Genomic DNA, 25,887 nt, shown 5'->3' on the forward strand with positions numbered 1-25,887 from the left:
AATGGCAATTGATGGCTAACTAGCAACCGGCGGAAGCGCCTTTCAACCCGAATGTCGCCCAAGATATGACACTCCTGACATTCCGTTTTGCGCCGAGCCCCAATGGCGAACTGCATCTCGGCCATGCCTACTCGGCTCTGCTCAACCAGCGCATGGCGGCGCAGGCCGGCGGGCGCCTGCTGCTGCGCATCGAGGATATCGATGTCCTGCGCTGCACGCCCGAATTCGAGGCCGGCATTTTCCGCGATCTCGAATGGCTGGGGTTGAACTGGGAGCAGCCGGTGCGCCGCCAGTCCGAGCATTTCGCCGAATACCGGGCGGTGCTCGACCGTTTGATCGCCGAGGAACTCGTCTATCCCGCCTTCATGAGCCGCGGCGAGATCCGCGCCTTCATCGCCGAGACCGGCGGCCGCGACTGGCCTCGCGATCCCGATGGCGTGCCGCTCTATCCGCCGCTCGACAAGCACTTGCCGGCCAGGGAGCGCAAGCGGCGGATCGCGGACAACATGCCTTTCGCCTGGCGGCTCGACGTCGAAGCGGCGATGGCGCGCTTCGCGGCCGGCCTGTCATGGGCGGAGTTCATCGATGAGACGATGTCGGCGACGCGAACCGTCGCAGCGCGACCACAGGATTGGGGCGACGTCATCGTCGCCCGCCGCGACATCCCGACCAGCTACCATCTCGCCGTGGTCGTCGACGACGCGCTGCAGGACATCAGCCACGTCGTGCGCGGCCTGGATCTTTATTCGGCGACCGGGGTGCAGCGCCTGCTGCAGCAACTGCTCGGCCTCTCGCCTCCACGCTATTTCCATCACCGCCTGATCCTTGGCCCGGACGGGCGCAAACTGTCCAAGAGCTTCAAGGACACCGGTCTTGCCGCGCTTCGAGACGCGGGCGTGCCGGCACGGGACGTCAGGCATCTTCTCGAACTTGATTAGAGTCGGGCCATCCCGGCCTTGATCAGCGCCAGCACGCTGATGAAGACAAAGGCGCCGCCCAGCCCGCAGGCGACCGCCAGCTTGAGATCGCTTAGGCTGATGCCATGCTTGTTGGCGACCGCCACGGCGACGAAAAAGCCGAAGATGAACAGCAGCGTGTTGCCGGTCGGGCCGAAGCCGCTCTCCTTCATGATCGCGTCGAGCGCCATGCCGAAGAAGAAGCCGAAGGCGGCGATGATCGCGAAGGCGAACAGAAGCCAGGTCGTGTCGAGATGCAAAAACATGCCTCACCATGGCGCGGCGACGCGCCATGCCCCTCTTGGCACGGATCTGTTGAATTCAATTTAGCTTATGGATCAACCGTTTCGTTTTGCTTGCGGGATTGAACGGCTTTAGAGCAATTGCCGTCATCAACCGTTCATCCTGGCAGCCTCCCCCATGCAGAGCATCAAGCGGTTCATCCCCGCCTCCTTCGTCGTCCTGTGGGCGACCGGCTTCATCGGCGCGCGCTATGCCATGCCCTGGGCGGAACCCTTTACCTTCCTTGCCATCCGCTTCGTGATAGCGGCGATCCTGTTTGCCGGGCTGACCGTGCTGCTCGGCTCGCGCAAGGCGACGCGCGAGGAGGCGCTGCACGCAACGGTGGCCGGCGTCCTCATGCATGGCGTTTATCTCGGCGCCGTCTTCTGGGCGATCCACAGGGGCATGCCGGCGGGTCTGTCGGCGCTGATCGTCGGCCTGCAGCCGCTGATCACCGCCGTGCTCGCCGGAAAATTCCTTGGCGAGGCGATCCTGCCGCGCCATTGGGCCGGCCTTGCGGTCGGGCTGCTCGGCGTCGTCATCGTGCTCTGGCCAAAGCTCGGCGCGCTGGGCGGCGGCGTCACGCCGGCGACGCTGACGGCCTCGCTCGTCTCCGTGCTCGGCATGAGCGCCGGCACCATCTGGCAGAAGCGCTATGCGTCCGGCGGCGATCTGGTGTCGGCGACGATGTGGCAGTATGTCGGCGGCTCCGCCGTGATGATCCTGGGCTCGCTCGCCCTCGAGACGCGCGCAGTCACCGTCAATGGCGAGCTGATCTTCGCCATGGCCTGGCTGGTCCTGGTGCTGTCGATCGGCGCCATATTCCTGTTGATGGTGATGATCAGGGACGGCGAGATGTCGAAGGTCGCCTCGCTGTTCTACCTCGTGCCGGCCGTAACCGCGGTCATCGCCTGGATGCTTTTCAACGAGCGGCTCAACCTGCTGCAGATCGCCGGCATGGCGATCGCCACGCTCGGCGTCGCCCTGGCCACCGCCAGATCCAACGGCGTGGCCAAAAGGATCGTCACCTGAGATGTGCCGAGATTCAGGTCAGGCCGAGTCGAAAACGGTGGCTTCCGAGAACCGGAGCGGAGCGTACTTTTCGTACGTGAGCACCGGAAGCGCAGGAAACCGCCGTTTGCAGGCCGGCCTCACCTGAATATCGGCACATCTCAGCCGACGCGGGCGCGCGCCTCCAGATAGCGGCTGATCGCGGCGTTGAGCTCGCCGCCCAGGATGAAGATCGCCGAGATGATGTAGAGGAACACGACCGCGATCATGATCGAGGCGAGCCCGGCATAGGTCGTCACATAGGACGAGAAATGGTCGAGATAGGTGGCGAAGATCGTCGACCCGACCAGCCAGGCGACCAGCGTGAAGACGATGCCCGGTATGATCGAGACGAAGCGGCGCTTGCCGGCCGGCAGCCAGATATGCACCGAGAACAGCCCGATGACGATGACCGTCGAGGCGATCACGTAACGCCATATGGTGATCGTTCCCATATAGGGCTTGATCCATTCCAAATGTGCTTCCGCCAGCCGCGCGAGCAGCGGCGCGAACACCAGAAGCACGCTGATGGCGAGGAAGCAGGCGGTGGCGATCAGGACGAAGATGATGCTCTGCACCCTGCGGTGGACGATGCCGCGCGTCTCGGTGACGCGATAGGCGCGGTTGAGCGAGGTGCGCAGCGCCTCGATGCCGTTCGAGGCGAAATAGGCGGCCAAAAGCACGCCGTAGGTCAGAAGATCGGTGCGCCGCACGGTGAGCACGTTCTGCACCTCATGCGCGATCGGCTTGGCGATCTGCTCCGGCCATGTGTCGAAGACCAGATGCACGGCCGTGTCGGCGAAGGCGCGCGCGCCGAGGAAGCTGCCGAGCGTCGTGGCGAAGATCAGGAACGGAAACAGCGCCATCAGCGAGGTGATCGCCAGATGGCTGGCCATCGCCCAGCCGTCATCCGTGTTGAAATGGCCAATCGCATCGTAGAGCACGCGCTTGAGGGCAACGATATTCCGCAGCAAGGACCCGCGCTCCGCTCGATTGTGTCGACGCCGCGAATATGGGAAGTGATTGCGGCAAATGGCAACCCCAGGTCCCACAATGCGCCCCGCGGCAGAAGAGTTGCGCACCGTCATCGTCACCGGCGCCTCCTCCGGCATCGGCGCCTATTGCGCGCGGGCGTTGAAGGCGGAAGGCTGGCGGGTGTTCGCCACCGCGCGCAAGCCGGCCGACATCGCGGCCCTCGAGGCCGACGGCTTGGAGGCCCTCTATCTCGACTATCGCGAGCCCGAATCCATCGCCGCCTTGGTCGATGCGGTGCTGGAGCGTACCGGCGGCACGCTTGACGCGCTGTTCAACAACGGCGCCTACGCCCAGCCCGGCGCCGTCGAGGACCTGCCGGTCGCGGCACTTCGCGAACAGTTCGAAGCCAATTTCTTCGGTTGGCATGATCTCACCCGGCGCATCGTGCCCGTCATGCGCCGCCAGGGGCACGGCCGGCTCGTCCACTGCTCCTCGATCCTCGGACTGGCTCCGGTCCGCTTCCGCGGCGCCTATTCGGCCTCCAAGCACGCCATCGAAGGCCTGATGCTGTGCATGCGCCAGGAACTCGAAGGCAGCGGCATCCACCTTTCCCTCATCGAGCCGGGACCGGTGACGTCGAAGATCGCCAGCAATGGCTTGCCCTGCTTTCTGAAAAACATCGATGTCGAGAATTCCGTCCACCGCGCCGACTATCAGCTACAACTCGCCCGGCTTCAGGCGGGCGGCAGCGTGTCGAAGCTGAAACCAGGACCGGAGATCGTGCACAGGGCGCTGCGCCACGCGCTTCTGTCACAGCGCCCGCGCCCGCACTATGTGGTAACGGTGCCGGCCAGGATCGGTGTGGCGCTGAAACGCGTCCTGCCGGCATCCTTGCTCTACCGCGTGCTCGCCAGGCGCGCCTGACCGAACCTGAACCGGAGCCTGCCAGATGCTCATCACCTTGAAGATCCTCGCCGTCATCGCCATGGCCGCCGTGGTGATCGTGCTGGTCCGCGGTCTGATCAACATGATGCGCGGCGGCTCCGGCATCACCTCGAACAAGCTGATGCAGGCGCGCATCATGCTGCAGGCAGTGGCCTTGGCGCTGCTGTTGCTGGTGGTCTATTTCACGCGCAAATAGCGCGGGCTTAGCAATTCCGGAAAAGTGTGGAACGGTTTTCCATCCGGAATTGCGCCAAAAATCGCTTAATGGGGGATCGCGTGGTCAAGCTCAACAAGATCTACACCCGCACCGGCGACGACGGCACGACAGGGCTCGGCACCGGCGAGCGGCGGCTGAAATCCGACCTGCGCGTCGATGCCTACGGCACCGTGGACGAGGCCAATGCCTGCATCGGCATGGCCCGCCTTCACACCGGCGCGGCGCATCCCGCGATCGACGCCATGCTGTCGCGCATCCAGAATGATCTGTTCGATCTGGGAGCCGACCTCGCCGTGCCCGACGACGGCAGGCCCCTGGAATACGAGCCGCTGCGCATCGTCGCCGCCCAGACCGGCCGCGTCGAACAGGACATCGATGCGCTCAACAAAAGCCTGCAGCCGCTGAAATCCTTCGTGCTGAACGGCGGCACGCCGGCGGCCGCCGCGCTCCATCTGGCCCGCACCGTGGCGCGCCGCGCCGAGCGCCTGATGGTGGCGCTGGCGCAGGATCCGGCCGAGCATATCAACCGCGAGGCGCTCAAATACATCAACCGTGTCTCGGACTTCCTGTTCGTCGCCGCCCGCGCGGTCAATGACAATGGAAAGGCCGACGTGCTATGGGTGCCCGGCAAGAACCGCTGAATTTGGGGGCGGGAGGGTCCGATGTTCATCCCGCTTTACGACACCAACAGGCTGCGCCACATTCGCCTGCAATATGTGACGATCGGCCTGATCGTGGCGAACGTGCTCGTCTATCTGGCGACCGCGCTCGGCGGTGAAAACTTCACCAATGCCGCGGTTCTCGGTCTGGGATTCATTCCGTCCGTGGTTCACGACAAGGTCGAGCTGTCGCCCGAATTCGTCGTCATCCCCGAGAGCCTGAGCTACCTCACCTATTCCTTCCTGCATGCCGACATCTTCCATCTCGGCGGCAACATGCTGTTTCTCTGGGTGTTCGGCGACAATGTCGAGGACGCGCTCGGCCACATACGCTACCTGATCTTCTATCTCGCCTGCGCCGTCGCCGGCGCCTTCTTCCAGGGGCTGGTGGCCTGGGATTCGCAGGTGCCGTTGATCGGCGCCTCGGGCGCCATCGCCGGCGTCGTCGCCGCGTATCTGATCCTCTATCCCCGGGTGAAAGTCTGGGTGCTGGCCTTTGCCCGCATTCCGCTGCGCATCCCGGCTTTCATTCCGCTGATCCTGTGGATCCTGTTCCAGATCGTGATGTTTGCCGCGGCCGGCGAGGACCAGATCTCCTGGGCCTGCCATATCGGCGGCATCATCGCCGGATCGATCCTGGTGCTGGTGCTGCGCAGCCGCGGCGTGCCGCTGCTGGCCGGCGCCGACGGCGAGCCGGATCCGACTCCCAACGTCCAGCAGGCGCCTGTTCCTGTCGAGCCGGCCGCGGGCGATCCGGCCCAGCCGGCGTCGCAATGGGGCCGTGGAGCAGCGACGCCTCGCGACTGAACCGATTTGGGTGCGTCGTGGGATATTGACGCGCCGATTTGCCGCCACTACGGAAACGGCACCGTTGGGCGGATATTCCGCCCGTAATGTCGGCTTTCGACAACTCTGACAGGGCGCACGCTGGTATAGCGCCCCGACTATCTCAGGAGAGGTGACAGGAAAATGAAGATCCTTGTGCCCGTGAAGCGGGTTGTGGACGCCAACGTCAAGGTCCGGGTGAAGGCCGATGGACTGGGCGTCGAGCTCGCCAACGTCAAGATGGCGATGAACCCGTTCGACGAGATCGCGGTCGAGGAAGCCATCCGCATCAAGGAAGCCGGCAAGGCGGAAGAGATCATCGTCGTCTCGGTCGGCCCGCAGCAGGCGCAGGAGACGCTGCGCACCGCGCTCGCCATGGGCGCCGACCGCGCCATCCTGGTCAAGACCGACGAGCAGACCGAGCCGCTGGGCGTCGCCAAGGTGCTGAAGGGCGTGGTCGAGGCCGAGGCGCCCGGCCTTGTCATCCTCGGCAAGCAGGCGATCGACGACGATTCGAACCAGACCGGCCAGATGCTGGCGGCACTGCTTGGTTGGTCGCAGGGCACCTTCGCGTCCAAGATCGTGCTCGAAGGCGATCATGCCAAGGTGACGCGCGAAGTCGACGGCGGCCTGCAGACGGTGGAATTGAAGATGCCGGCGATCGTCACCGCCGACCTGCGCCTCAACCAGCCGCGCTATGCCTCGCTGCCCAACATCATGAAGGCCAAGAAGAAGCCGCTCGACGAGAAGAGCCCAGCCGACTACGGCGCCGACGTCAAGCCGCGCCTCAAGGTGGTCAAGACCGAGGAACCGAGCGGCCGCAAGGCGGGCGTCAAGGTCAAGAGCGTGGCCGAGTTGGTCGAGAAGCTGAAGAACGAAGCCGGCGTGCTCTAAGGAAATCCGATGAGGCCGGCCTGCAAACGGCTGGCTTCTGCGCTTCCGGTGCTCACGTACGGATGTACGCTCCGCTCCGGTTCTCGAAACCAACCGTTTTCGGCTCGGCCTGACCGGATTTCAGGGAGCCTCGAAGACGAAAGTCAGGGATGAAACAATGGCAATTCTCCTCATCGCCGAACACGACAACGCAAGTCTTTCCGACCAGACCGCCAAGGCGCTGTCGGCGGCCCTCCAGATCGGCTCCGATGTCGACGTGCTGGTGGCCGGCAAGGGCGCCAAGGGCGCTGCCGACGCCGCCGCCAAGCTGAAGGGCGTCCGCAAGGTGCTGCTCACCGAGGCCGACGAGCTTTCGGAACGCCTCGCCGAGCCGACCGCGGCTCTCGTCGTCTCGCTTGCTGGCGGCTACGACACGATCGTCGCGCCCGCCACCTCGTCGGGCAAGAACGTCGCGCCGCGCGTGGCGGCGCTGCTCGACGTGGCCCAGGTGTCCGAGATCATCGAAGTGGTCTCGCCCGATACGTTCAAGCGACCGATCTATGCCGGCAACGCCATCCAGACCGTGCAGTCGACCGACGCCAAGAAGGTCATCACGGTGCGCACCGCATCGTTCTCGGCGGCGCCGGAAGGCGGCTCGGCCCCGGTCGAAACGGCCAACGCCACCGCCAATCCGGGCCTCTCCTCCTTCGTCGAGAACAAGCTCTCCGAGAACGATCGGCCGGAACTGACTTCGGCCAAGATCATCATCTCGGGTGGCCGCGCGCTCGGCTCCTCAGAGAAGTTCCAGGAAGTCATCCTGCCGGTCGCCGACAAGCTCGGCGCCGCGGTCGGCGCCTCCCGCGCCGCGGTCGACGCCGGTTACGCGCCGAACGACTGGCAAGTCGGCCAGACCGGCAAGGTGGTCGCGCCCGACCTTTACATCGCCGTCGGCATCTCCGGCGCCATCCAGCACCTGGCCGGCATGAAGGATTCGAAGGTCATCGTCGCCATCAACAAGGACGAGGAAGCCCCGATCTTCCAGGTTGCCGACTACGGCCTGGTCGGCGATCTCTTCGTCATCCTGCCGGAGCTGCAAAAGGCGCTTTGACGCAGCCGGTTCCGGCATATTAAAATCCGAAGGGTGGGGTAGACGAAGTCGCCCCGCCCTTTTAGTTTGCACTGCACAAAAAGCGGGCCATCAAGGCCTGAAGCTAATCCGGCGGTTTTGCGCCCGGATTGCGGGAAACAAACAAATAGGAGCGTTTCCGCGCTTCAAAGAAGCGGAAAATGCTCCGGACGGGATCGGGGTAATGAGCAAGATCGAGACGATCGGGATTGTCGGCGCGGGTCAGATGGGTGGCGGCATCGCCCATGTCTCGGCGCTGGGGGGCTACAAGGTCCTGATCCACGACGTGTCGCCCGACCGTATCGAGAAGGGCATCGCCACCATCAGCGGCAACATGGCGCGTCAGGTCGGCTCCGGCAAGCTTGAGGAAAAGGCGCGCAACGAAGCGATGGCGCGCATCTCCGCCGCCCCGGCCATGGCCGATCTTGCCGCCGCCGATCTGGTGATCGAAGCGGCGACCGAGGACGAGACGGTCAAGCGCAAGATCTACGCGCAGCTCTGCCCACAGCTCAATCCGGAAGCGATCCTGGCGACAAACACCTCATCGATCTCGATCACTCGGCTTGCCGCGCAGACCGACCGGCCGGAACGCTTCATCGGCATTCATTTCATGAACCCGGTGCCGGTGATGAAGCTGGTCGAGCTGGTGCGCGGCATCGCCACCGAGGATCATACCTTCGAGACCGCCAAGAGCTATGTGAAGCACCTCGACAAGACGATCACCGTTTCCGAGGATTTCCCGGCCTTCATCGTCAACCGTATCCTGCTGCCGATGATCAACGAGGCGATCTACACGCTCTATGAAGGCGTCGGCACGGTCGATGCCATCGACACCGCCATGCGGCTCGGCGCCAACCACCCGATGGGACCGCTGCAGCTCGCCGACTTCATCGGCCTCGACACCTGCCTGTCGATCATGCAGGTGCTGCATGAAGGCCTGTCGGATTCGAAATACCGCCCCTGCCCGCTGCTGGTGAAATATGTCGAGGCCGGCTGGCTCGGCCGCAAGACCGGCCGCGGCTTCTACGATTATCGCGGCGACCATCCGGTGCCGACGCGCTGATCTTCCCAGGCTGAACCCTTTCGGCGCGGCTTAATGCGTGTCGCGCAAAAGTGTGCAGCGGTTTTGCGATAACGACATGCATGAAAACAACGGCCTAAAGCGCGTCGCCTGAATCCGCTTCAGCGCGACGCGCTTTAGAGCATGATCCCGAAAAGTGGGAACCGGTTTTCGGAGAAAGATCATGCTCCAACAAAGAGTTAGACCGTGATGGCGATTCAACGGAATCGCCATCACGGTCTAGGAGGCCGCGGCAAACGGCGGAGGCCGCACGCCGCCTTTCGAAACATCCTCGGACGAAGCTTCGTCGGGTGCCGCCGAAACGCAGCCACGTCCTGCCGCTTTGGCGGCATAGCAGGCGGCGTCGGCACGAGCGATGATCTCGTCCACTTCGCCGCAACCGGCGCGGATCGGCGCGAGCCCGATGCTGGCGCCGATCGAATGCGGGCGCCCGTCCCAGCTGAAATTGAGGTTGCGGATGGCGTCGATGACCGAGCGCGCAGCGATCGGCCCGCGCGCCGCGGCGCCCGATTTGAGGATGACGGCGAACTCGTCGCCGCCGAGCCGCGCGACGATGTCTTCCGGGCCAAGCACGGTGCGCAAGGCATCCGCCACGCGCTTGAGCAGCGCATCGCCCGCGGCATGGCCGCCGGTGTCGTTGACCGCCTTGAAGTGGTCGAGGTCGACGAACATGAACTGATGCTCGCCGCCATTGAGGCGGCACTGGTCGACCAGTTCCTCCATAGTGAGGATGAAGCTCGAGCGGTTGGCGAGCCCGGTCAGCACGTCATGGGCGGCCGCGTAGGCCAGTTGACGCTGCAGGGCGCGCGCGTCGGTGAAATCCTGGAAGACGATGACGAGGCCGCAGAACTCGTCGCGGTCGTTCATCATCGGCGACACCACTTGGCGGATGCTGCAGCGCGAGTCGTCGCGCCGGACAAGGACAGCGCGCGTGTTCTGGTCGCAGTGCGGCCGCTCGCTCGACGAAGGGCGCGTCAGCCCGATCCTCTGCCCGCTTTCCTCGTCGACCGCCCAATAAACATGGCCGAGCACCTTGCCCATAGCCTCGCCAACGTCAACGCCGGTGAGCTTTTCGGCAACCGGGTTCATGAAGGTGACGCGATTGGCGGCATCGGTGCAGATCACCGCGTCGCCGATCGACTGCAGCGTCACCCTGAGACGTTCCTTCTCGTCGGCCAGCATCGCCGCCGAGACCATCAGCCGCGCCTCGGCCTCCTTGCGCTCGGTGATATCGGTCAGGCTGCCGATGGCCCGGACCAGCCGGCCCTCGCCGTCGCGCTCGATCGCCTTGCCGCGGTCGAGGATCCAGACCCAGCGGCCGTCCTTGTGCCGCATCCGGAACTCGGCCTCGAAAAATTCCGTCTCGCCGGCAAGATGCGCGCGATCCGCCTCGGCGACGCGTTCGCGATCGTCGGGATGGATCATCGCCAGCCAGCGGTCGGGATCGCCGTCGAGCTCGCCGTCGGCATAGCCCAGCATCTTCACCCAGGTTTCGGAATAGGTCGTGCCGCCCTTGCGCATATCGAGGCTCCAGATGCCCTGCCCGGCACTGGTGAGCGCGAAATTCCATCGGGTCTCGGCCTCGGCGATGCGCGCCTCGGCCTGCTTGCGGGCGTCGATGTCCTCGATCTGCGACACCAGATAAAGCGGCTTGCCTGTGTCCTCGTCGCGGATGACCGAGCCGGCAAGCTGCGCCCAGACCGGGGTCCCGTCTTTCCTGAGGTAGCGCTTTTCGAAATGGTAGGAGCTGATCCGGCCTTCCCGCACGTTCATCATCGTCTCGCGGCCGATCGAAAGATCGTCCGGATGCGTGATCTGCGGAAAGGTCAGCGCCTCGATCTCCGCGCGGCTGTAGCCGAGCATGGCGGCGAAGGCGGGGTTGGCCTGCTGGATTCGACCGTCGAGGCCGACAATGGCGACGCCGATCGCCGAATCCTCCATGGCGCGGCGGAAGCGCTGCTCGCTCTCCGCTATCTGCCGGCGATCGTCGACGATGCGGTGAATGAACAGCGCCGACAAAAACAGCGTCGCGGCGGTGATGGCGACGGATATCTGCAGGCAGAGCCTCAGCGCGTCGGCGCCCAGTTCAAGGCGCGGCAACAGGATCGACACGGCGGTGGCAACCAGGCCGACCGCCAGCAGACCCTGCGCAGCGTGCCTGTCGGCACGGAGCCCTTTCCAGTTCAACCACGCCACGATGCGATCCCACCCAATACGCAACTGCACGTCGCCACCACCCTGGCGGATCGGTTTTAAGGAATGGTTGCGTGAGCGCTGGCGATCACTCCGCTAACCGGCAAACAATTGACGGCATGCTTAAGGTACTGTTTCCAAACTGTACCGAAGAACCGGTGTGCGGCGGCTACCAGCGCACGAAGAGCCGGCCGCCGATGGCTCCGAGCAGCGTGAGAAAGGCGATCGCGATCGTATACCAGGTGGCGACGAAGAGCGGTGAATCGTCGAAGCAATGCGCGGCATAGAAAGTTGCCGCGAGCCCGCCCGCGAGCAGGCCGGCGACCGCGCCCGCAAGCACCGGCCGCGTCGGCGCGCCGTAACGCAGCATGCCGAGGAAGATCGCCAATGGGCCGATGCCGATCAGCGGGATGAAGCTCATGCAGATCATCATGTTCGAGCCGACGAGCCGCTTGCCCCAATCGGCCTCGGGCACGACAAAAAGCTCGAGGACCACCGCCAGCACAACCAGGAGCGGCGCGGCAATCATCCAGGCCGTCGCCCGCCTGGTCGAAGCGCCCGGCATCGACAGCGCGCGGATCAGCGCGAAGGCGCTGGCGGCGAGCGCCAGCGTGAACACGAATTTGGACATGAAACGCATCGTGTGCATGGCCGGCATGATGTCGGGACGCGGCCCGATGGTCGCAAAGAAAACCGTCGCCGCGATCGCCACGGCCGGGCCGACCGCCAACCACCAGGCCTTGCCCATCGGCATCGCCTTGTCGCGGGCATCGGCGTCGAGCGCCTTGATGAGATCCTCGGTCCTCATGTCACTGTCGTCCAAATCTTTTGGCGATCGCTGCGAGGCCGCGATGCAGCGACACCCGCACCGCCGTCTCGCTGATGCCGAGCTTGGCCGCCGTCTCGCCGATCGACTGCCCGTCGACCGAGATCGAGGAGACCACCGAGCGTTGCGCCGGCGGCAACCCGTCGAGCGCCCTGTTGATATCGCGCTCGCTCACCGTCTCCGTCTCCGGCTCGGCGAAGGTTTCGGCGATCTCGTCGATCTCGATCTCGATGCGCCGCCCGCGCCTGCGGAACGCGTCGATCAGCTTGAAGCGGGCGATCGCATAGACCCAGGGCAACACCGGCGCATCCGGCCGCCAAGTGTGGCGTTTCACATGAATGGCCAGCAAGGTTTCCTGCACGACATCCTCGGGGTCGACCCCGCCTTGAACGATTTTGCGCCGGACAAAGCCGCGAACGAGGGTGGCGACCCGGTGCAGAAAGTCGGCATAAGCCCTTTCGTCTCCACCGATCGCGGCCCTGAGCAGCCGGGAAAGCTCGGCCTCGTCCTTGCCGGTCACAAGAGTTTACCCCCAGATGTTCGCGTCTCGGCCTTGGTTTGTTACGTGGCCGGCGAAATAATGTCCAAGCCAAACTACCGCAAAATCACGAAAGTTTGCGGCACGGCGACCGATTGAAGCAGGGTCACAATGTTGACTACAATAATCAGGTATTGGTAGGTGCAGCCATACCCGAACTCCTGTCTCCAGATTTGAGGACGATGCCCATGAAGATTGCCCTTTCCACGCTCGCCACTGCGCTGGCGCTCGGCCTGATCGCAGGCTCCGCCATGGCCAAGGATCAAGGCATCATCGTCTACAATGCCCAGCATGAGAGCCTCGCCAAGGAATGGGCGGCAGGCTTCACCAGGGAAACCGGCATCAAGGTCACGTTGCGCAACGGCGGCGACAGCGATTTCTCCAACCAGATCGTCGCCGAGGGCGCGGCCTCGCCGGCCGATGTGTTCCTGACCGAGAATTCGCCGGCCATGGCGCTGGTCGAGGCGGCCGGCTTGTTCGCGCCGGTCGACGCCGATACGCTGGCGCAGGTTCCGCAGGAATACCAGCCTTCGAGCGGCAAGTGGGTCGGCGTCGCCGCCCGCAGCACCGTCTTTGCCTACAACAAGGACAAGCTCAAGGAAGACCAGTTGCCCAAGTCGCTGCTCGATCTTGCCGATTCGAGCTGGAAGGGCCGCTGGGCCGCCTCGCCGTCGGGCGCCGACTTCCAGGCCATCGTCAGCGCCCTGCTGCAGCTCAAGGGCGAGGCCGCCACCGCCGACTGGCTGAAGGCGATGAAGGCGAACTTCACCGCCTACAAGGGCAACTCGACGGTGATGAAGGCGGTCAATGCCGGCGAGATCGAAGGCGGCGTGATCTACCATTATTACTACATCGGCGATCAGGCCAAGACCGGCGAAAACAGCGGGAATGTCGCCCTGCACTATTTCAAGAACCAGGACCCGGGCGCGTTCGTTTCGGTGTCGGGCGGCGGCGTGCTGGCTTCCAGCAAGCATCCGAAGGAAGCCCAGGCGTTCCTCAAATGGGTGACCGGCAAAGGCGGCCAGGACGTGCTGAAGACCGGCACGTCGTATGAATATGCGGTCGGCAAGGGTGCCGAATCCAACCCGAAGCTGGTGCCGCTCCCCGACCTGCAGGCGCCGAAAGTCGATCCGGCGACGCTGAATTCCAAGAAGGTTATCGACCTGATGACGCAAGCCGGCTTGCTTTAGTTCGCGTTGGTCCTAAAAGGGCAAACGACCGTGCTCCCGCGGGAATTTGCCTTCCGCGGGAGCGTTTTTGTTTGGAGATGGCTTCGTCGATGACCATCGACTGCGCTTCGAGCCGCTCGCGCGGCGCATCGGACCGCTTCCGCCGGCAGGCGGAGGCGGCCCAGCAGCCTGCCTGATGCAGTCGGCGATCGACATGACGCCGGCAAGGCTGCCGGCGGCCGGGATGAAGAAACGCCGGTCCATCTCGTGGATCACGCTTGCCGCGGCCCTGATCTCGCTCACCGCGCTGCTGCCGCTCGCCTTCATCGTCTGGGTCGCGATCCAGACGGGCTGGGACACCGTGGCGGCGCTGATCCTCCGTCCGCGCGTCGGCGAATTGCTGGTCAACACCCTGCTCCTCGTCGTTGTCGCCGTGCCGATCGCCATCGTGCTCTCGGTGGCGCTGGCCTGGCTGACCGAGCGCAGCGACCTGCCAGGCAGCCGCTGGTGGTCGTGGCTTTCGGTCGCGCCGCTCGCCATCCCCGCATTCGTGCACAGCTATGCCTGGATCAGCTTCGTTCCGGGCCTGCACGGGCTGTGGGCCGGCGTGCTGGTCTCTGTCATCGCTTACTTCCCGTTCCTTTACCTGCCGATCGCCGCCGCGCTGCGCCGTCTCGACCCGGCGCTGGAGGATGCGGCCGCGGCGCTTGGTCTCGACCCGTGGCGGGTTTTCGCGCGCGTCGTGCTGCCGCAGCTCAGGCTCGCCATCTGCGGCGGCTCGCTGCTGGTCGGCCTGCATCTGCTGGCCGAATACGGCCTCTATGTCTTCATCCGCTTCGACACCTTCACCACCGCGATCGTCGACCAGTTCCAGTCGACCTTCAACGGTCCGGCGGCCAACATGCTGGCCGCCGTGCTGGTGGTCTGCTGCCTTTTCCTGCTCGCCCTCGAGGTGATGATACGCGGCGAGGAGCGCTATGCCCGCGTCGGTTCCGGCGCCGCGCGCCAGCAGCAGCGCGCTCGCCTTGGCCGCGCCACCTTGCCTTGCCTGCTTTTGCCGGCGGGCGTCGCGCTGCTGTCGCTCGGCGTGCCCTTCGTCACCGTCAGCCGCTGGCTGCTCGCCGGCGGCACGGAAGTCTGGCGTTGGGACGAGATCGGCCTGGCGCTCGGCCAGACGCTGTTCCTCGCCATAGCCGGCGCGGTGCTTGCAACGCTGGCCGCCATGCCGATGGCCTGGATCTCGATCCGCGCGTCGGGACGGCTGCAGCGCCTGCTCGAGAGCTGCAACTACATCGTCGGCGCGTTGCCGGGCGTGGTCATCGCGCTGGCGCTGGTGACCATCACCGTGCGCGTCGCCCTGCCGCTCTACCAGACGCTGTTCACCATCCTGTTCGGTTACGCGCTGATGTTCCTGCCGCGCGCGCTGATAAGCCTGCGCGCCTCGATCGCGCAGGCGCCGGTGGAGCTGGAGCGCGCCGCCTCCAGCCTCGGCCGTCCGCCGGTCAAGGCGCTGTGGTCGACGACCATCCGCCTGTCGGCGCCGGGTGCGGCGGCCGGCATGGCGATGGTGGCGCTCGGCATCACCAACGAGCTCACCGCCACCCAGATGCTGGCGCCCAATGGGACCCGCACGCTGGCGATGGCCTTCTGGTCCTACAGCGGCGAGATCGACTACGCCTCCGCCGCCCCTTACGCGCTGATCATGGTGGCGATGTCGTTGCCGATGACCTGGTGGCTCTACGTCCAATCGAAGCGGATGGCCGGACGATGAGCTTTCTCGAACTCAGCGGCGTCGCGAAGAACTATGGCCCGGTGGCGGCGCTCGCCGGCGTCGACCTGGCTGTCGAGAGCGGCAGCCGCACCGCGATCGTCGGGCCGTCCGGCTGCGGCAAGACAACCTTGCTCAGGCTGATCGCCGGCTTCGAGGCACCGGACCGCGGTCGCATCGCGCTCGACGGCAAGGTGCTCGCCAATGGCGGCGCGGCCGTGCCGGCGCATCGTCGCGGCATCGGCGTCGTCGCGCAGGACGGCGCTCTGTTCCCGCATCTCACCATCGCCGACAATATCGGTTTCGGCATCGCGCGGAATGCCGATAAACGAGCCGAGCATATCGTCGAGCTCGCCTACATCGTCGGACTGGACAAGGCGATCCTGAAGCGGCGGCCGCACGAGCTTTCCGGCGGCCAGCAGCAGCGCGTGGCGCTTGCCCGCGCCATGGCGATGAAGCCCAGGCTGATGCTGCTCGACGAGCCGTTCTCGGCGCTCGACACCGGGCTTCGCGCGTCGATGCGCAAGGCCGTGGCCGAGCTTCTGGAAGAGGCCGGCATCACCACCATACTGGTCACGCACGACCAGGCCGAGGCGCTGTCCTTCGCCAGCCAAGTGGCAGTGATGCGCGAAGGGTCTTTCTCGCAGGTCGGCACGCCGCGCGAGCTGTATTTCCAGCCCAGGGACAGGATGGTCGCCGAGTTCCTCGGCGACGCCATCATCGTGCCGGCCAGGATCGCGGACGGCTTCGCCGTATCGCGGCTCGGCCGCGTCGCCGTCGACACGAAGGGACGGCGCGATGTCGCCCGCATCATGCTGCGGCCCGAGCAGATCCTGCTCAAACGGACCTCGCGCGAAGGCATGTCGGGCACACCCGACATGCTGTTCGGCGAAGTGACGGACTGCGAATTCGCGGGCTCGGTCTGCACCGTCGCGGTGCGGCTGCTCAACAGCCCGGACCCGCCCGACGCGGCTGCCATCGGCAACACGCCGCTCATCCTGCGCAGGACAGGCATGGACGCGCCGGAGATCGGCGAGATCGTGCGCTTGACCGTCACCGGCAAGGCGCATGTCTTTGCTTAGGTCGGGGTTGAGGCGTGTCGAGATTCAGGTCAGGCCGAGCCGAAAACGGCGGGTTCCGAGAACCGGAGCGGAGCGTACTTGAAGTACGTGAGCACCGGAAGCGCAGGAAACCGCCGTTTGCAGGCCGGCCTCACCTGAATATCGGCATGCCTCAGCGCACGCGCTGCCCGGTCGCAGGCGACCAAAGCGGCCATTGCTCCAGGAAATCAACGCTGTGGATGACCACGCGCTGCCCATCGATCAGGATGATCGAATAGGCGGGCGGCGCCTGTTCGACCACCTCGTCGCCGACGAGATCGAGCATGAAGCGGGCATGCAGGCCGCGCTGCACCGAGAACGGAATACCGGCGACGGTGCCGGCGATGTCGCGGTGGACGTGGCCGAAGAAGATGTAGCGGACATTGCCGTGGCGCGTCAGCACATCGAGTAGCCGCTGCGGCTCTTCGAGGCCGAGCGGATCGAGCAGCGTAAGCCCGAGCTCGACCGGCGGATGATGCAGGAAGATATAAGCCGCCTTGCCTGCTGCCTCGCCAAGCCGTGCATCGAGCCAGGCAAGCCGGTTGTCGCACAACTCGCCGGTGACACGACCTTCCGCCAGGCTGTCGAGAAAAACCAGCCGCCCTTCCGGCGTGTCGAAAACCGACTGCGCGAAGCCGTTGCCGTCGGTTCCATTCTCGGGAAAGGCGGCGATGAGATTGGCACGCCGGTCGTGGTTTCCGGGCAATAGACGGTAAGGCACGGTCAGCCGGCTCAGCGCCACCTTGAGATCGGCATAGCTCTCGGCCTCTCCGTCGTCGGTCAGGTCGCCGGTGAAGATGCAGAGCGTCGCATCGCTGTGACGTTGATTGATATGATCGATGCATCGATCGAGTCGTTCATTCAGGTTTGCGCCGTAGCGTATCTCGCGCCGACGACCGAGATGGACGTCGGTGACCTGGATGATCTTCATTCCCATGACCCCTCAAATCAAATTCACAACGTCGCCGGAGCCGGTTCCGGCACCGAGGCCTTGAACACGTCGAGCCTGGCGCCTGTCTCCGAGGAGAAGAAGTGCAGGTCCGTCTCGGCGAACTGCAGGCCGATCGAGCTGCCCGGTTCGGGGTGGACGGTCTCCGACGTCACGATGGAGAACGGGACACCGTCGAGATCGACATAGATCACACGGCCGGCGCCCAATTCCTCGATGAGGTCGACTGTCGCCGTAAGCGCCCCCGGCGTGCCCGGCGCCACCATGCGCACAGCCTCCGGCCGGATCCCGACCGCGACTTTAGAGCCCACGGGAACGCCCGTGCGCGACACGTTGAGCTTGCGGCTGCCGCCGAGCAATGACAGCCCGTCCAGCGTGACGGTGCCTTCGAGCATGTTCATCGCCGGCGCGCCGACGAAGGTGGCGACGAAGCGGCTTGCCGGCCGGCTGTAGACTTCCGCCGGCGTGCCGACCTGCTCGACGCGACCGCCATTCATCACCACCAGCCGGTCGGCCAGCGTCATCGCCTCGACCTGGTCATGCGTGACGAAGACGGAGGTGGCGCTGAGGCGCCGGTGCAGCTTGCGGATCTCGGAGCGCATCTGCACGCGCAGCTTGGCGTCGAGGTTGGAGAGCGGCTCGTCGAAGAGGAACACCTTCGGCTCGCGGATCATGGCGCGGCCCATGGCGACGCGCTGACGCTGGCCGCCGGACAGCGCCATCGGCTTGCGGTCGAGCAGGTGCTCCAGCTCCAGGACGCGGGCCACCGCCTGGACGCGCTGAGCGCGTTCGGCCGACGCAACACCGGCCACCTTCAGCGAGTAGCCGATGTTCTGGGCCACGCTCATATGCGGGTAGAGCGCGTAGTTCTGGAACACCATGGCACAACCGCGCTCGCGCGGCTCGAGCCTGTTGACCACCGTGCCGTCGATCGCGATCGTGCCGTCGGAAATCTCTTCCAGTCCCGCGATCATCCTGAGCAGCGTGGACTTGCCGCAGCCGGACGGCCCGAGGATGACGACGAATTCACCCGAAGCGAAGTCGAGGTCGACGCCGTGCACGACCTGCGTCTTGGCGTAGTTCTTCTTAACGCCGCGAATGGCGATGGAGGCCATTTTATCGTCTCCCTATTTTTCGGTGGCGATCAGGCCGCGCACGAACCAGCGCTGCATCAAGACCACGACGATCAGCGGCGGCAGCATGACGATCAGCGTGCCGGCCATGGCGATATGCCATTCCGGCGCGCCGCCGACATTGGGTATGAGCTGCTTCAGCTCGGTCACCGCCATCGCATGCGACTGGTCAGTGGTGATGAGCAACGGCCACAGATACTGGTTCCAGGCCCACAGGAACATTATGGTGCCGAGTGCCGCCATGTTGTTGCGCGACAGCGGCAGAAGGATATCGACGAAGAAGCGCAGCGCGCCGGCGCCGTCCATGCGCGCCGCCTCGGTCAACTCGTCCGGCACGGTCAGGAAGAACTGGCGGTAGAGGAACGTGCCGGTGGCGGTCGCGACCAGCGGCAGGATCAGGCCGCTATAGGAGTTGAGCAGTCCCAGGCTGAGCGATACCTGCACGCCCGAGACCTTTTCGATCAGCCAGGAGAGGCCGGTCAGGTCCATGATCGCCTGATAGGGCTCGAGCACGTTGGCGACCACCGCGTAGGTCGGCACGATGCGCACCTCGAGCGGCAGCATCAGCGTGATGAAGATCAGCCAGAACATCAGCATGCGGCCGGGATAGCGGAAATAGACGATCGAGAAGGCGGTCAGCGCCGAGATGATCACTTTGCCGGCGGCCACGCCAAACGCCATGATGAAGGAGTTGAGCAGCTTCGGACCGAGATCGGCGGTCGTCCACGCCGTCTTGATGTTGACCCAGAAATCGCTGCCCGGCAGCAGCGACATCGGCACGTCGTTGACGTCCTTCAGATTGTGCGAGGCGGCGATCGCGACGATGGCAAACGGCGCCACGCAGAATATGAAGCCGACGAACAGGATCAGATGCGTGAAGAAATTGAGGATCGGGGTGCGCTCGACCATGGCCCGCCTCAGCGATAATGCACGCGCCGCTCGATGAAGCGGAACTGGACAATAGTGAGCGCGATGATGAGCAGCATCAGGATGATGCTCTGCGCGGCGGCGCCTGAATAATCCAAACCTTTGAAGCCGTCGGAATAGATCTTGTAGACCATCAGATTGGTGGCGTTGGCCGGGCCGCCGGCGGTCATGATGTCGACGATGCCGAAAGAGTCCTGGAAGCTCTCGGTGATGTTGATGACAAGCAGGAAGAAGATCGTCGGCGTGATCAGCGGGAACTGGATATCCCAAAAGCGCCTGATGACGCCGGAGCCGTCCATCGCCGCCGCCTCGATCAGCGAGCGCGGAATCGCCTGGAAGGCGGCGAGGAAGAAGATGAAATTGTAGCCGACATATTTCCACGAGAAGGCGATGATGATCGAGGCCATGGCGTCGGCGCCGTCGAGGCCTGGGTCCCAGAAGCCGGGCCAGGCCTGGTTGACGACGGCCATGAAGCCGGCTTCCGGCGCCAGGATGAAGCGAAATGCCAGTGCAAGCGCCGGCGCGGCGATGCCGTAGGGCCAGATCAGCACCACGCGATACAGCCATGAGCCGGCAAGTTGACGGTCGGTCAAGGCGGCGAGAACCAGCGCGATTGTCATCGCCAGACCCGTGCTGATGCCGGCGAAGATCATGCTGGCGGTGATCGAGTCCCAGTAGCTGGCGTTGGACAGGATCGAGCGGAAATTGTCGAGCCCGACCCAGATATTGCCGCCCCCCCAGGGCTGCTGCAGCGTCAGCGACCAGTACACGGCCTGCCCGGCCGGCCAGTAGAAGAAGGTGAAGATCAGAAAAAGCTGCGGCACGGCGAACAGGATGCCGATCGTCCATTTGCTGAAAGTGACGCGTTTTTCCATCGATCCGCCGATGTCGTTGAACCGCCAACCCGCTCTCGCGGCACAAGAACTAAAGCATGTCTCCCGAAAGTGGGAACCGGTTTCGGGACAAAGACATGCGCAAATCAAAAACCCATATGAAATGGCCGCCCGTCGATGCTCGGCGGGCGGCCGTTCCAGTACCCGGGATCAGGGCAGGGTCTTACCCGGATAGGTCTGCTGGAAGCGATCGAGGATCGCGTCGCCATTCTTGACCAGCGCGTCGAGGCCTTCCTGCACGCTGACCTTGTTGGCGAAGATCGCCTGCATCTGCGTGCCGAACTCGGCGCGGATCTGGGTGAAGTTGCCGAGGCGGACGCCGCGGGTGATCTCGGTCGGCTCTGACGCGGTCAGGCTGGCGATAGCCACTTCACGGCCCTTGAAGGGCGCCTTGTCGTAGAAGCCGTTGGACTTCATGAAATCGAAGCCCGACTTCGTCACCGGAATGTAGCCGGTGTTGGTCGACCAGAACAAAGCGGTCTTGGGGTCGTGGATGAAGTTGAGGAAGGCGGCCGCGCCCTTGTACTCGGCGTCGGACTTGCCCGACAGCACCCACAGCGAAGCGCCGCCGACCAGCGAGTTCTTGCGCTCGGTGCCGGCATAGACCGGCAGCTCGGCGACGTCCCAGTTCATGCCTTCCTTCTGGGTGCGGCCGACCGTGCCGTGATCGCCGACCGAGGTCAGGATGAGCTGGCAGGTGCCGGTGGCGAAGGCCTGCACCATATCCTGGCCGAGGTCCTTCGACTTGATCTTGACCAGGCCGGCGTCATACCACTTCTTGAGGTCGGTGACATACTGGACGAACTTGGTCTTGTTGACTTCGAGGCGCGCGTCGAGGCCGTCATAGCCGTTGTTCTTGGTGGCGACCGGCTGGTTGTGCAGCGCCGAGAACTGCTCCATCAGCTGCCAGCTTTCGTTGGCCGAGATGTTGATCGCCATCGGGCAATCATAGCCGGCGTCCTTCAGGGCCTGGAGGTCGGCGGCAACATCTTCCCAGGTCTTCGGCGCCTCGGTCTTGCCGATCTTGGCGAAGGCGTCCTTGTTCCAGTACATCAGCGGCGTCGACGAGTTGAACGGGAAGGACAGCATCTCGCCCTTCGAGGTCGCGTAGTAGCGCGCGATGCCAGGGAAATAATCGCTGTAGTCGATCTTGTAGCCGTTTTCTTCCATCAGCTTGTCGGCGGGCTTGTAGGCGCCCGACAGCATCATGGTGGCGGTGCCGACGTCATAGACCTGGACGACGGTGGGCTGCTTGCCGGCACGGAAGGCGGCGATCGTGTTCTGCAGCGTGGCGTCGTAATTGCCCTGGCTGGTGCAGACGACCTCGTAGTCCTTCTGGGAATCGTTGAAATTCTTGCACAGCGTGTCGACGACGCGGGCGAGATCGCCCGAAAGGCCGAACCAGAAGTCGAATTTGACCGGCTCCGCAAATGCAGGAACCGCAAGCGCGGTGCTGAGCGCGCCGGCGGCAAGGGCGGCAAAGCCCCGCTTGATGATGGTCATGGTTTTTCCCTCTTGAGTGGCAGTGTGACAAGGTTTTGCGCAAGTCCTTGCCCGCTCTCATAGAGAAGGTATGTGACAGTTCTGTTGTGACCCTGAGGCCCTGTGGACAGCCAATCTCTCCTCCCCCTGGCAGCGGTCGCGCCGGCATGAAAACGTCACATCGGCGCTCTAGGAAGCTAGGGCGCCGCCAAGCGGCGAAAAGACCTTCCGTGATTAACCGGCTAACTGGATGAGAAGAGACATGCTGGTCCCGCAGCTCACGCACGTGCCTGTCGCCCTCCGCAACGCGATGCGGAACGGACCGCGCGACAGCGCCACCCATCTGCGCCACGCCGCCGCCGTGCCCGCCCTGGGCGAGATCGAGATCGGCGGCCAGGCGTCGCGTGAGAGCGTCGGCGGGAACCTGACCGTCATGGCCTGGAACGTCGAGCGGCTCCGCCATGTCGATGCCATCGCCGCAACGATCGCCGGCCGGGCACCGGACGTCGTGCTGCTGTCCGAAGTCGACAAGGGCATGGCGCGTTCCGGCAACGGCCATCTGTTGAGCCGGCTTGCCGATCGTCTGAGCCACTCCTACGCCTATGGCGTCGAGTTCCTGGAACTCGGCACCGGCAATGAGACGGAACAAGCGGCAAATGGCGGCGCCGAGAACATTGAGGGCTTCCATGGCAATGCCGTGACCAGCGCCGTTCCGCTGCTGCGGCCTTTTCTCATTCGCCTGGACGCGGCCGGCGCCTGGTTCCTGCCGGAGCACGGCCAGCCGCGCATCGGCGGCCGCATGGCGCTTGGCGGCCAGGTGATGGTCGGCGACCGCCGGGTCACCGTCGTTTCGGTGCATCTCGAAAACCGCACCACGCCGGCCGGCCGCGCCGACCAGACGCGCCATCTCCTCGACGCCATCGACAGGTATGACGCGGAGGCGCCGGTCCTGATCGGCGGCGACTTCAACACGCTGACCGCCACCTATGAAGAGCGTCACGCCGATCCGGCCGCGTGGCAGGGGCGCATCGACGCCGAACCGGATCGGCTGATGTGCCCCGACCGCCACGAGCCCCTCTTCGCGATCATGGCCGGGCGCGGTTATGACTGGCGCGATGCCAACGCGCTGGACAAGCCGACCCAGCGCCGCGCGGCCGGCGACTTGACGCCAGCCGGCCATATCGACTGGTTCTTCACCCGCGGCCTCACGGCAAGCGCGCCGGCGACGCTGCCGGCGGTCTTGCCGGACGGCAGCCCGAGCGCCGATCACGAGGCGCTGGTGGTCACGGTGCAGGTGACGTAACGGCCTCCCGGATCGATACATTCGACCCCGAGATCGTTCCGGCATCAATACAACCTGGAAAGCACGCAACGGTTGCGGGCAGCATAATCGATTCTTCAGCCGTCCGGCCCTAATCAATCACGTTGCCTTGATTGATGCGGGAAGATCAGGTGAAGCAAGATGCTGACCGTCTATAATTGCATCGTGAACGAGCACGATCTGAGACTGGTGGCACTGGCCGCGCTCATTTGCGGAATCTCCTGTTTCTCCGCCGTCAACCTGCTTCGCCATGTCGACCAATCGACGAGCCGAAACCGTCATGCGTGGCTGCTGATTGCAGCCGCGTCGACCGGTTTCGGCATATGGGCGACGCACTTCATCGCCATGATCGCCTTCACGCCGGGAATACCCAACGCCTACAACGCCGAGCTTTCGGTGGCTTCGCTGGCGATGTCCGTCGTCCTGACCGCGGCCGGTATGTGGATCGCGACGGTGCGCCGTGGCATCGACCACTACCTCGTCGGCGGCGCCGTGCTCGGCATCGGCATTGCGGCGATGCATTATACCGGCATGGCGGCTTTCGAAGTCGAAGGCCGGATCGTCTGGAACCGGCTGCTGGTCGCCGCTTCGTTGGTATCGGGCGTAACGCTTGCCGCGCTCTCCATGCTTGTCGTGCTTCGCCGGCCGTCCATACAGGCGACGGTCGCCGGCGCTGTGCTGCTCACCCTGGCGATCTGCACGCTGCATTTCATCGCCATGGCCGCCGTCTCGATCTACCCGGATTCCTCGATCGAGATCTCGAAATTCACGATTGCGCCGATGTCGCAGGCCTTTGCCGCCGCGGCGGCAAGCCTCGTCATCCTGGTGCTGTCGGCCACGGCGCTATGGATCGACCTGCGCTTCCGCCGCCACAGGATCGAGGCGGAGCGTATGCACGGCCTCGCCAATGCCGCCGTCGAAGGCCTCATCGTCTGCGACGGCAGCCGCATCGTCAGCGCCAATGACAGCATCGCTGCGCTGAGCGGCATCGCCGCCGGCACGCTGAACGCGATGACGCTGGGCGACCTGTTCGGCGAGCGGATTGCCTCCGCCGTCGTCGCCGGCAACGGACAGGCGCAGGAAGTCGACCTCCGCGGCCAGGACGAAAGCCGGATTCCGGTGGAACTGATCGCCAGGAGCATCGACTATTGCGGCAAGCCGCATCTGGTCGTTGCCGTCCGCGACATCCGCGAGCGCCGGAAGGCAGAGCAGGAGATCATGCGCCTCGCGCATTACGACCCGCTCACCGGTCTTGCCAATCGCCGCAGTTTCACCGGCCGCCTGGAAGCCGAGATCGCCGCGTCCGTGCCGGGCGGCAGAGACAGCGGCAAGGGTGGCCAGCTGGCGCTCATGCTTCTCGATCTCGACCGGTTCAAGGAGGTGAACGACCTCTTCGGCCACGCCGCCGGCGACGCCGTGCTGCAGAACGTGGCTCACTGCGCCTCCGGGGTGCTGCGCCACGGCCAGTTGCTGGCCCGGCTCGGCGGCGACGAATTCGCCATCATCGCCCCCAATCTTCCCGACCCGCAGGCGGCCGGCCGCATTGCCGAAGCGGTGCTTTCGGCGCTGCGTCAGGAAAACCGGCTGTCGCCCGGCGGCATGGTGTCGGCCAGCATCGGCATCGCGCTCTACCCGCTCGACGCCGACGAACAGGCGTCGCTGGTCAGCCATGCCGACACCGCGCTCTACCGCGCCAAGGCCGAGGGCAAGGATACCTTCCGCTACTTCGAGGCCTCGATGGGCGCCGAGGCGCGAGACCGGCGCATCATGGAGCAGGACTTGCGCCAGGCCGTGGCGCGCGGCGAATTCCGGCTCGTCTACCAGCCGCAGAAGGAAATCAGCAGCGGCAGGATGATCGGCTTCGAGGCCTTGCTCCGCTGGCAGCATCCCGAACGCGGAGAGGTTCCGCCCTCGGTGTTCATCCCGGTGGCCGAGGATAGCGGTTCGATCGCCCAGATCGGCGAGTGGGTGCTGGCGACGGCCTGCAAGGAGGCCGCGACATGGAAGAACCCGCTGACGGTCGCCGTCAACGTCTCGGCGGTGCAGCTCCACAATCCCGATTTCAGCCGCCGGGTGCATGAGGTGCTGCTTCGTTCAGGCCTGGCGGCGGGCCGGCTCGAGCTCGAGATCACCGAGACGGCGCTGGTGAAGGACATGCCGCGGGCGCTGGCCACCTTGCGCCAGATCAAGGCGCTCGGCGTGCGCGTGGCGATGGACGATTTCGGCACCGGCTATTCGTCGCTGTCCAACCTGCGCGCCTTCCCGTTCGACAAGATCAAGATCGACGGATCCTTCATCAAATCGGTCGACCGCAACGACCAGGTGGCGACCATCGTGCGCGCCGTGCTGGGTTTGGGGCGCGGCCTCGGCCTGCCGGTCCTGGCCGAAGGCGTCGAGACGCTGGACGAGCTGCGCTTTCTCGATGCCGAGGATTGCGACATCGGCCAGGGATATTATCTCGGCAGGCCTGGCCCGATCGAGGCGTTCGGCGAGCTGACGGGCGTTCCGGCCGCCGATGACGGCGTCAAGCCTGCCGGCGTCAGGAGCGGCGGCAGCATCCTGATGCTCGAGCCTGCCGCGGCGGCGCGCTCGGCCTGAT

At 64.9% G+C, this 25,887-nt stretch carries 24 protein-coding genes; 14 read left to right on the plus strand and 10 right to left on the minus strand.

Annotated features, from left to right (window positions below; translation table 11 throughout):
* The first annotated feature begins 65 nt into the window (after positions 1-65).
* Positions 66-938: a tRNA glutamyl-Q(34) synthetase GluQRS gene (gene gluQRS / locus FJ956_RS05145; protein WP_140679850.1), complete on the plus strand. Its 873-nt coding sequence runs from the start codon at positions 66-68 to the stop codon at positions 936-938.
* Here the strand turns inward: gluQRS and FJ956_RS05150 are convergent.
* Positions 935-1,222 (minus strand): hypothetical protein, encoded by a 288-nt coding sequence (locus FJ956_RS05150; protein ID WP_140679848.1) that lies wholly within the window; start codon positions 1,220-1,222, stop codon positions 935-937. The two genes, gluQRS and FJ956_RS05150, sit on opposite strands and share 4 nt — an antisense overlap.
* Before the next feature lie 154 nt (positions 1,223-1,376).
* On the opposite strand from FJ956_RS05150, the gene FJ956_RS05155 reads away from it, so the two are divergent.
* Positions 1,377-2,270 (plus strand): DMT family transporter, encoded by an 894-nt coding sequence (locus FJ956_RS05155; RefSeq protein ID WP_140679846.1) that lies wholly within the window; start codon positions 1,377-1,379, stop codon positions 2,268-2,270.
* 140 nt (positions 2,271-2,410) lie between these two features.
* Here the strand turns inward: FJ956_RS05155 and FJ956_RS05160 are convergent, their stop codons facing one another.
* Positions 2,411-3,262 (minus strand): YihY/virulence factor BrkB family protein, encoded by an 852-nt coding sequence (locus FJ956_RS05160; RefSeq protein WP_140645216.1) that lies wholly within the window; start codon positions 3,260-3,262, stop codon positions 2,411-2,413.
* A 58-nt stretch (positions 3,263-3,320) separates the two neighbouring features.
* Between FJ956_RS05160 and FJ956_RS05165 the strand changes: the two genes are divergently transcribed.
* From FJ956_RS05165 to FJ956_RS05195, 7 genes are all read left to right on the plus strand, one after another.
* A complete protein-coding gene (locus tag FJ956_RS05165) occupies positions 3,321-4,187 on the plus strand; it encodes an SDR family oxidoreductase (RefSeq protein ID WP_140679844.1) in 867 nt (288 codons plus the stop codon).
* A gap of 25 nt (positions 4,188-4,212) precedes the next feature.
* Positions 4,213-4,404, plus strand: coding sequence for a twin transmembrane helix small protein (locus tag FJ956_RS05170; protein ID WP_140679842.1), 192 nt, complete (start codon positions 4,213-4,215; stop codon positions 4,402-4,404).
* Positions 4,405-4,484: 80 nt separating this feature from the next.
* Complete coding sequence (locus tag FJ956_RS05175) at positions 4,485-5,066, plus strand: cob(I)yrinic acid a,c-diamide adenosyltransferase (RefSeq protein WP_140679839.1); 582 nt, start codon at positions 4,485-4,487, stop codon at positions 5,064-5,066.
* A 21-nt stretch (positions 5,067-5,087) separates the two neighbouring features.
* Positions 5,088-5,891 (plus strand): rhomboid family intramembrane serine protease, encoded by an 804-nt coding sequence (locus FJ956_RS05180; protein ID WP_140679837.1) that lies wholly within the window; start codon positions 5,088-5,090, stop codon positions 5,889-5,891.
* 162 nt (positions 5,892-6,053) lie between these two features.
* Positions 6,054-6,803, plus strand: coding sequence for an electron transfer flavoprotein subunit beta/FixA family protein (locus FJ956_RS05185; protein WP_140658799.1), 750 nt, complete (start codon positions 6,054-6,056; stop codon positions 6,801-6,803).
* Positions 6,804-6,960: 157 nt separating this feature from the next.
* A complete protein-coding gene (locus FJ956_RS05190) occupies positions 6,961-7,890 on the plus strand; it encodes an electron transfer flavoprotein subunit alpha/FixB family protein (protein WP_140679835.1) in 930 nt (309 codons plus the stop codon).
* Between the two features lie 202 nt (positions 7,891-8,092).
* Positions 8,093-8,971, plus strand: coding sequence for a 3-hydroxybutyryl-CoA dehydrogenase (locus FJ956_RS05195; protein ID WP_140679833.1), 879 nt, complete (start codon positions 8,093-8,095; stop codon positions 8,969-8,971).
* Positions 8,972-9,208: 237 nt separating this feature from the next.
* On the opposite strand, the gene FJ956_RS05200 is transcribed toward FJ956_RS05195, so the two are convergent.
* The 3 genes from FJ956_RS05200 to FJ956_RS05210 all read right to left on the minus strand — a co-directional run bounded on the left by FJ956_RS05200 (position 9,209) and on the right by FJ956_RS05210 (position 12,528).
* The gene (locus tag FJ956_RS05200; protein WP_246672124.1) at positions 9,209-11,185 is read right to left on the minus strand and encodes a PAS domain S-box protein; all 1,977 of its coding nucleotides are present in this window, start codon (positions 11,183-11,185) and stop codon (positions 9,209-9,211) included.
* Between the two features lie 166 nt (positions 11,186-11,351).
* Positions 11,352-11,990 (minus strand): NrsF family protein, encoded by a 639-nt coding sequence (locus FJ956_RS05205; protein ID WP_140679829.1) that lies wholly within the window; start codon positions 11,988-11,990, stop codon positions 11,352-11,354.
* A 1-nt stretch (position 11,991) separates the two neighbouring features.
* On the minus strand, positions 11,992-12,528 hold the full coding sequence (locus FJ956_RS05210) for a sigma-70 family RNA polymerase sigma factor (protein ID WP_140679827.1): 537 nt from the start codon (positions 12,526-12,528) through the stop codon (positions 11,992-11,994).
* A 206-nt stretch (positions 12,529-12,734) separates the two neighbouring features.
* Here FJ956_RS05210 and FJ956_RS05215 point away from each other — a divergent pair, with 206 nt between their 5' ends.
* The 3 genes from FJ956_RS05215 (at position 12,735) to FJ956_RS05225 (ending at position 16,565) form a co-directional block, all read left to right on the plus strand.
* Positions 12,735-13,736, plus strand: coding sequence for an iron ABC transporter substrate-binding protein (locus FJ956_RS05215; RefSeq protein WP_140679825.1), 1,002 nt, complete (start codon positions 12,735-12,737; stop codon positions 13,734-13,736).
* A 193-nt stretch (positions 13,737-13,929) separates the two neighbouring features.
* A complete protein-coding gene (locus FJ956_RS05220; protein ID WP_246672125.1) occupies positions 13,930-15,486 on the plus strand; it encodes an iron ABC transporter permease in 1,557 nt (518 codons plus the stop codon).
* A complete protein-coding gene (locus FJ956_RS05225; protein ID WP_140679821.1) occupies positions 15,483-16,565 on the plus strand; it encodes an ABC transporter ATP-binding protein in 1,083 nt (360 codons plus the stop codon). The genes FJ956_RS05220 and FJ956_RS05225 overlap by 4 nt, the downstream gene beginning before the upstream one ends.
* A 151-nt stretch (positions 16,566-16,716) precedes the next feature.
* On the opposite strand, the gene FJ956_RS05230 is transcribed toward FJ956_RS05225, so the two are convergent.
* The 5 genes from FJ956_RS05230 to FJ956_RS05250 form a co-directional block, all read right to left on the minus strand.
* Complete coding sequence (locus tag FJ956_RS05230; RefSeq protein WP_140679819.1) at positions 16,717-17,514, minus strand: phosphodiesterase; 798 nt, start codon at positions 17,512-17,514, stop codon at positions 16,717-16,719.
* A gap of 23 nt (positions 17,515-17,537) precedes the next feature.
* A complete protein-coding gene (gene ugpC / locus FJ956_RS05235; RefSeq protein ID WP_140679817.1) occupies positions 17,538-18,647 on the minus strand; it encodes a sn-glycerol-3-phosphate ABC transporter ATP-binding protein UgpC in 1,110 nt (369 codons plus the stop codon).
* A gap of 12 nt (positions 18,648-18,659) precedes the next feature.
* On the minus strand, positions 18,660-19,574 hold the full coding sequence (locus FJ956_RS05240) for an ABC transporter permease subunit (protein WP_140679815.1): 915 nt from the start codon (positions 19,572-19,574) through the stop codon (positions 18,660-18,662).
* 8 nt (positions 19,575-19,582) lie between these two features.
* On the minus strand, positions 19,583-20,467 hold the full coding sequence (locus tag FJ956_RS05245) for an ABC transporter permease subunit (RefSeq protein WP_140679813.1): 885 nt from the start codon (positions 20,465-20,467) through the stop codon (positions 19,583-19,585).
* A 168-nt stretch (positions 20,468-20,635) separates the two neighbouring features.
* On the minus strand, positions 20,636-21,988 hold the full coding sequence (locus tag FJ956_RS05250; RefSeq protein ID WP_140679811.1) for an extracellular solute-binding protein: 1,353 nt from the start codon (positions 21,986-21,988) through the stop codon (positions 20,636-20,638).
* A gap of 241 nt (positions 21,989-22,229) precedes the next feature.
* Between FJ956_RS05250 and FJ956_RS05255 the strand changes: the two genes are divergently transcribed.
* Both FJ956_RS05255 and FJ956_RS05260 read left to right on the plus strand, forming a co-directional pair.
* Entirely contained in the window at positions 22,230-23,270 is a 1,041-nt protein-coding gene (locus tag FJ956_RS05255) for an endonuclease/exonuclease/phosphatase family protein (RefSeq protein WP_140679809.1), read from the plus strand.
* 159 nt (positions 23,271-23,429) lie between these two features.
* Positions 23,430-25,886, plus strand: coding sequence for an EAL domain-containing protein (locus tag FJ956_RS05260; RefSeq protein WP_140679807.1), 2,457 nt, complete (start codon positions 23,430-23,432; stop codon positions 25,884-25,886).
* The last annotated feature ends 1 nt before the right edge of the window (position 25,887 follow it).

Origin of the sequence: Mesorhizobium sp. B2-4-3, assembly GCF_006442815.1 — a bacterium.
Taxonomy (GTDB): domain Bacteria; phylum Pseudomonadota; class Alphaproteobacteria; order Rhizobiales; family Rhizobiaceae; genus Mesorhizobium.

Excerpts from the sequence above, each read along its gene's own strand:
- FJ956_RS05185 (WP_140658799.1), top strand. The coding sequence starts at position 6,054 with ATGAAGATCCTTGTGCCCGTGAAGCGGGTTGTGGACGCCAACGTCAAG.
- FJ956_RS05215 (WP_140679825.1), top strand. The coding sequence starts at position 12,735 with ATGAAGATTGCCCTTTCCACGCTCGCCACTGCGCTGGCGCTCGGCCTG.
- FJ956_RS05255 (WP_140679809.1), top strand. The coding sequence starts at position 22,230 with ATGCTGGTCCCGCAGCTCACGCACGTGCCTGTCGCCCTCCGCAACGCG.
- FJ956_RS05195 (WP_140679833.1), top strand. The coding sequence starts at position 8,093 with ATGAGCAAGATCGAGACGATCGGGATTGTCGGCGCGGGTCAGATGGGT.
- gluQRS (WP_140679850.1), top strand. The coding sequence starts at position 66 with ATGACACTCCTGACATTCCGTTTTGCGCCGAGCCCCAATGGCGAACTG.
- FJ956_RS05170 (WP_140679842.1), top strand. The coding sequence starts at position 4,213 with ATGCTCATCACCTTGAAGATCCTCGCCGTCATCGCCATGGCCGCCGTG.
- ugpC (WP_140679817.1), bottom strand. The coding sequence starts at position 18,647 with ATGGCCTCCATCGCCATTCGCGGCGTTAAGAAGAACTACGCCAAGACG.
- FJ956_RS05220 (WP_246672125.1), top strand. The coding sequence starts at position 13,930 with ATGACGCCGGCAAGGCTGCCGGCGGCCGGGATGAAGAAACGCCGGTCC.
- FJ956_RS05240 (WP_140679815.1), bottom strand. The coding sequence starts at position 19,574 with ATGGTCGAGCGCACCCCGATCCTCAATTTCTTCACGCATCTGATCCTG.
- FJ956_RS05260 (WP_140679807.1), top strand. The coding sequence starts at position 23,430 with ATGCTGACCGTCTATAATTGCATCGTGAACGAGCACGATCTGAGACTG.
- FJ956_RS05150 (WP_140679848.1), bottom strand. The coding sequence starts at position 1,222 with ATGTTTTTGCATCTCGACACGACCTGGCTTCTGTTCGCCTTCGCGATC.
- FJ956_RS05250 (WP_140679811.1), bottom strand. The coding sequence starts at position 21,988 with ATGACCATCATCAAGCGGGGCTTTGCCGCCCTTGCCGCCGGCGCGCTC.
- FJ956_RS05225 (WP_140679821.1), top strand. The coding sequence starts at position 15,483 with ATGAGCTTTCTCGAACTCAGCGGCGTCGCGAAGAACTATGGCCCGGTG.
- FJ956_RS05245 (WP_140679813.1), bottom strand. The coding sequence starts at position 20,467 with ATGGAAAAACGCGTCACTTTCAGCAAATGGACGATCGGCATCCTGTTC.
- FJ956_RS05230 (WP_140679819.1), bottom strand. The coding sequence starts at position 17,514 with ATGAAGATCATCCAGGTCACCGACGTCCATCTCGGTCGTCGGCGCGAG.
- FJ956_RS05205 (WP_140679829.1), bottom strand. The coding sequence starts at position 11,990 with ATGAGGACCGAGGATCTCATCAAGGCGCTCGACGCCGATGCCCGCGAC.
- FJ956_RS05165 (WP_140679844.1), top strand. The coding sequence starts at position 3,321 with ATGGCAACCCCAGGTCCCACAATGCGCCCCGCGGCAGAAGAGTTGCGC.
- FJ956_RS05190 (WP_140679835.1), top strand. The coding sequence starts at position 6,961 with ATGGCAATTCTCCTCATCGCCGAACACGACAACGCAAGTCTTTCCGAC.
- FJ956_RS05180 (WP_140679837.1), top strand. The coding sequence starts at position 5,088 with ATGTTCATCCCGCTTTACGACACCAACAGGCTGCGCCACATTCGCCTG.
- FJ956_RS05155 (WP_140679846.1), top strand. The coding sequence starts at position 1,377 with ATGCAGAGCATCAAGCGGTTCATCCCCGCCTCCTTCGTCGTCCTGTGG.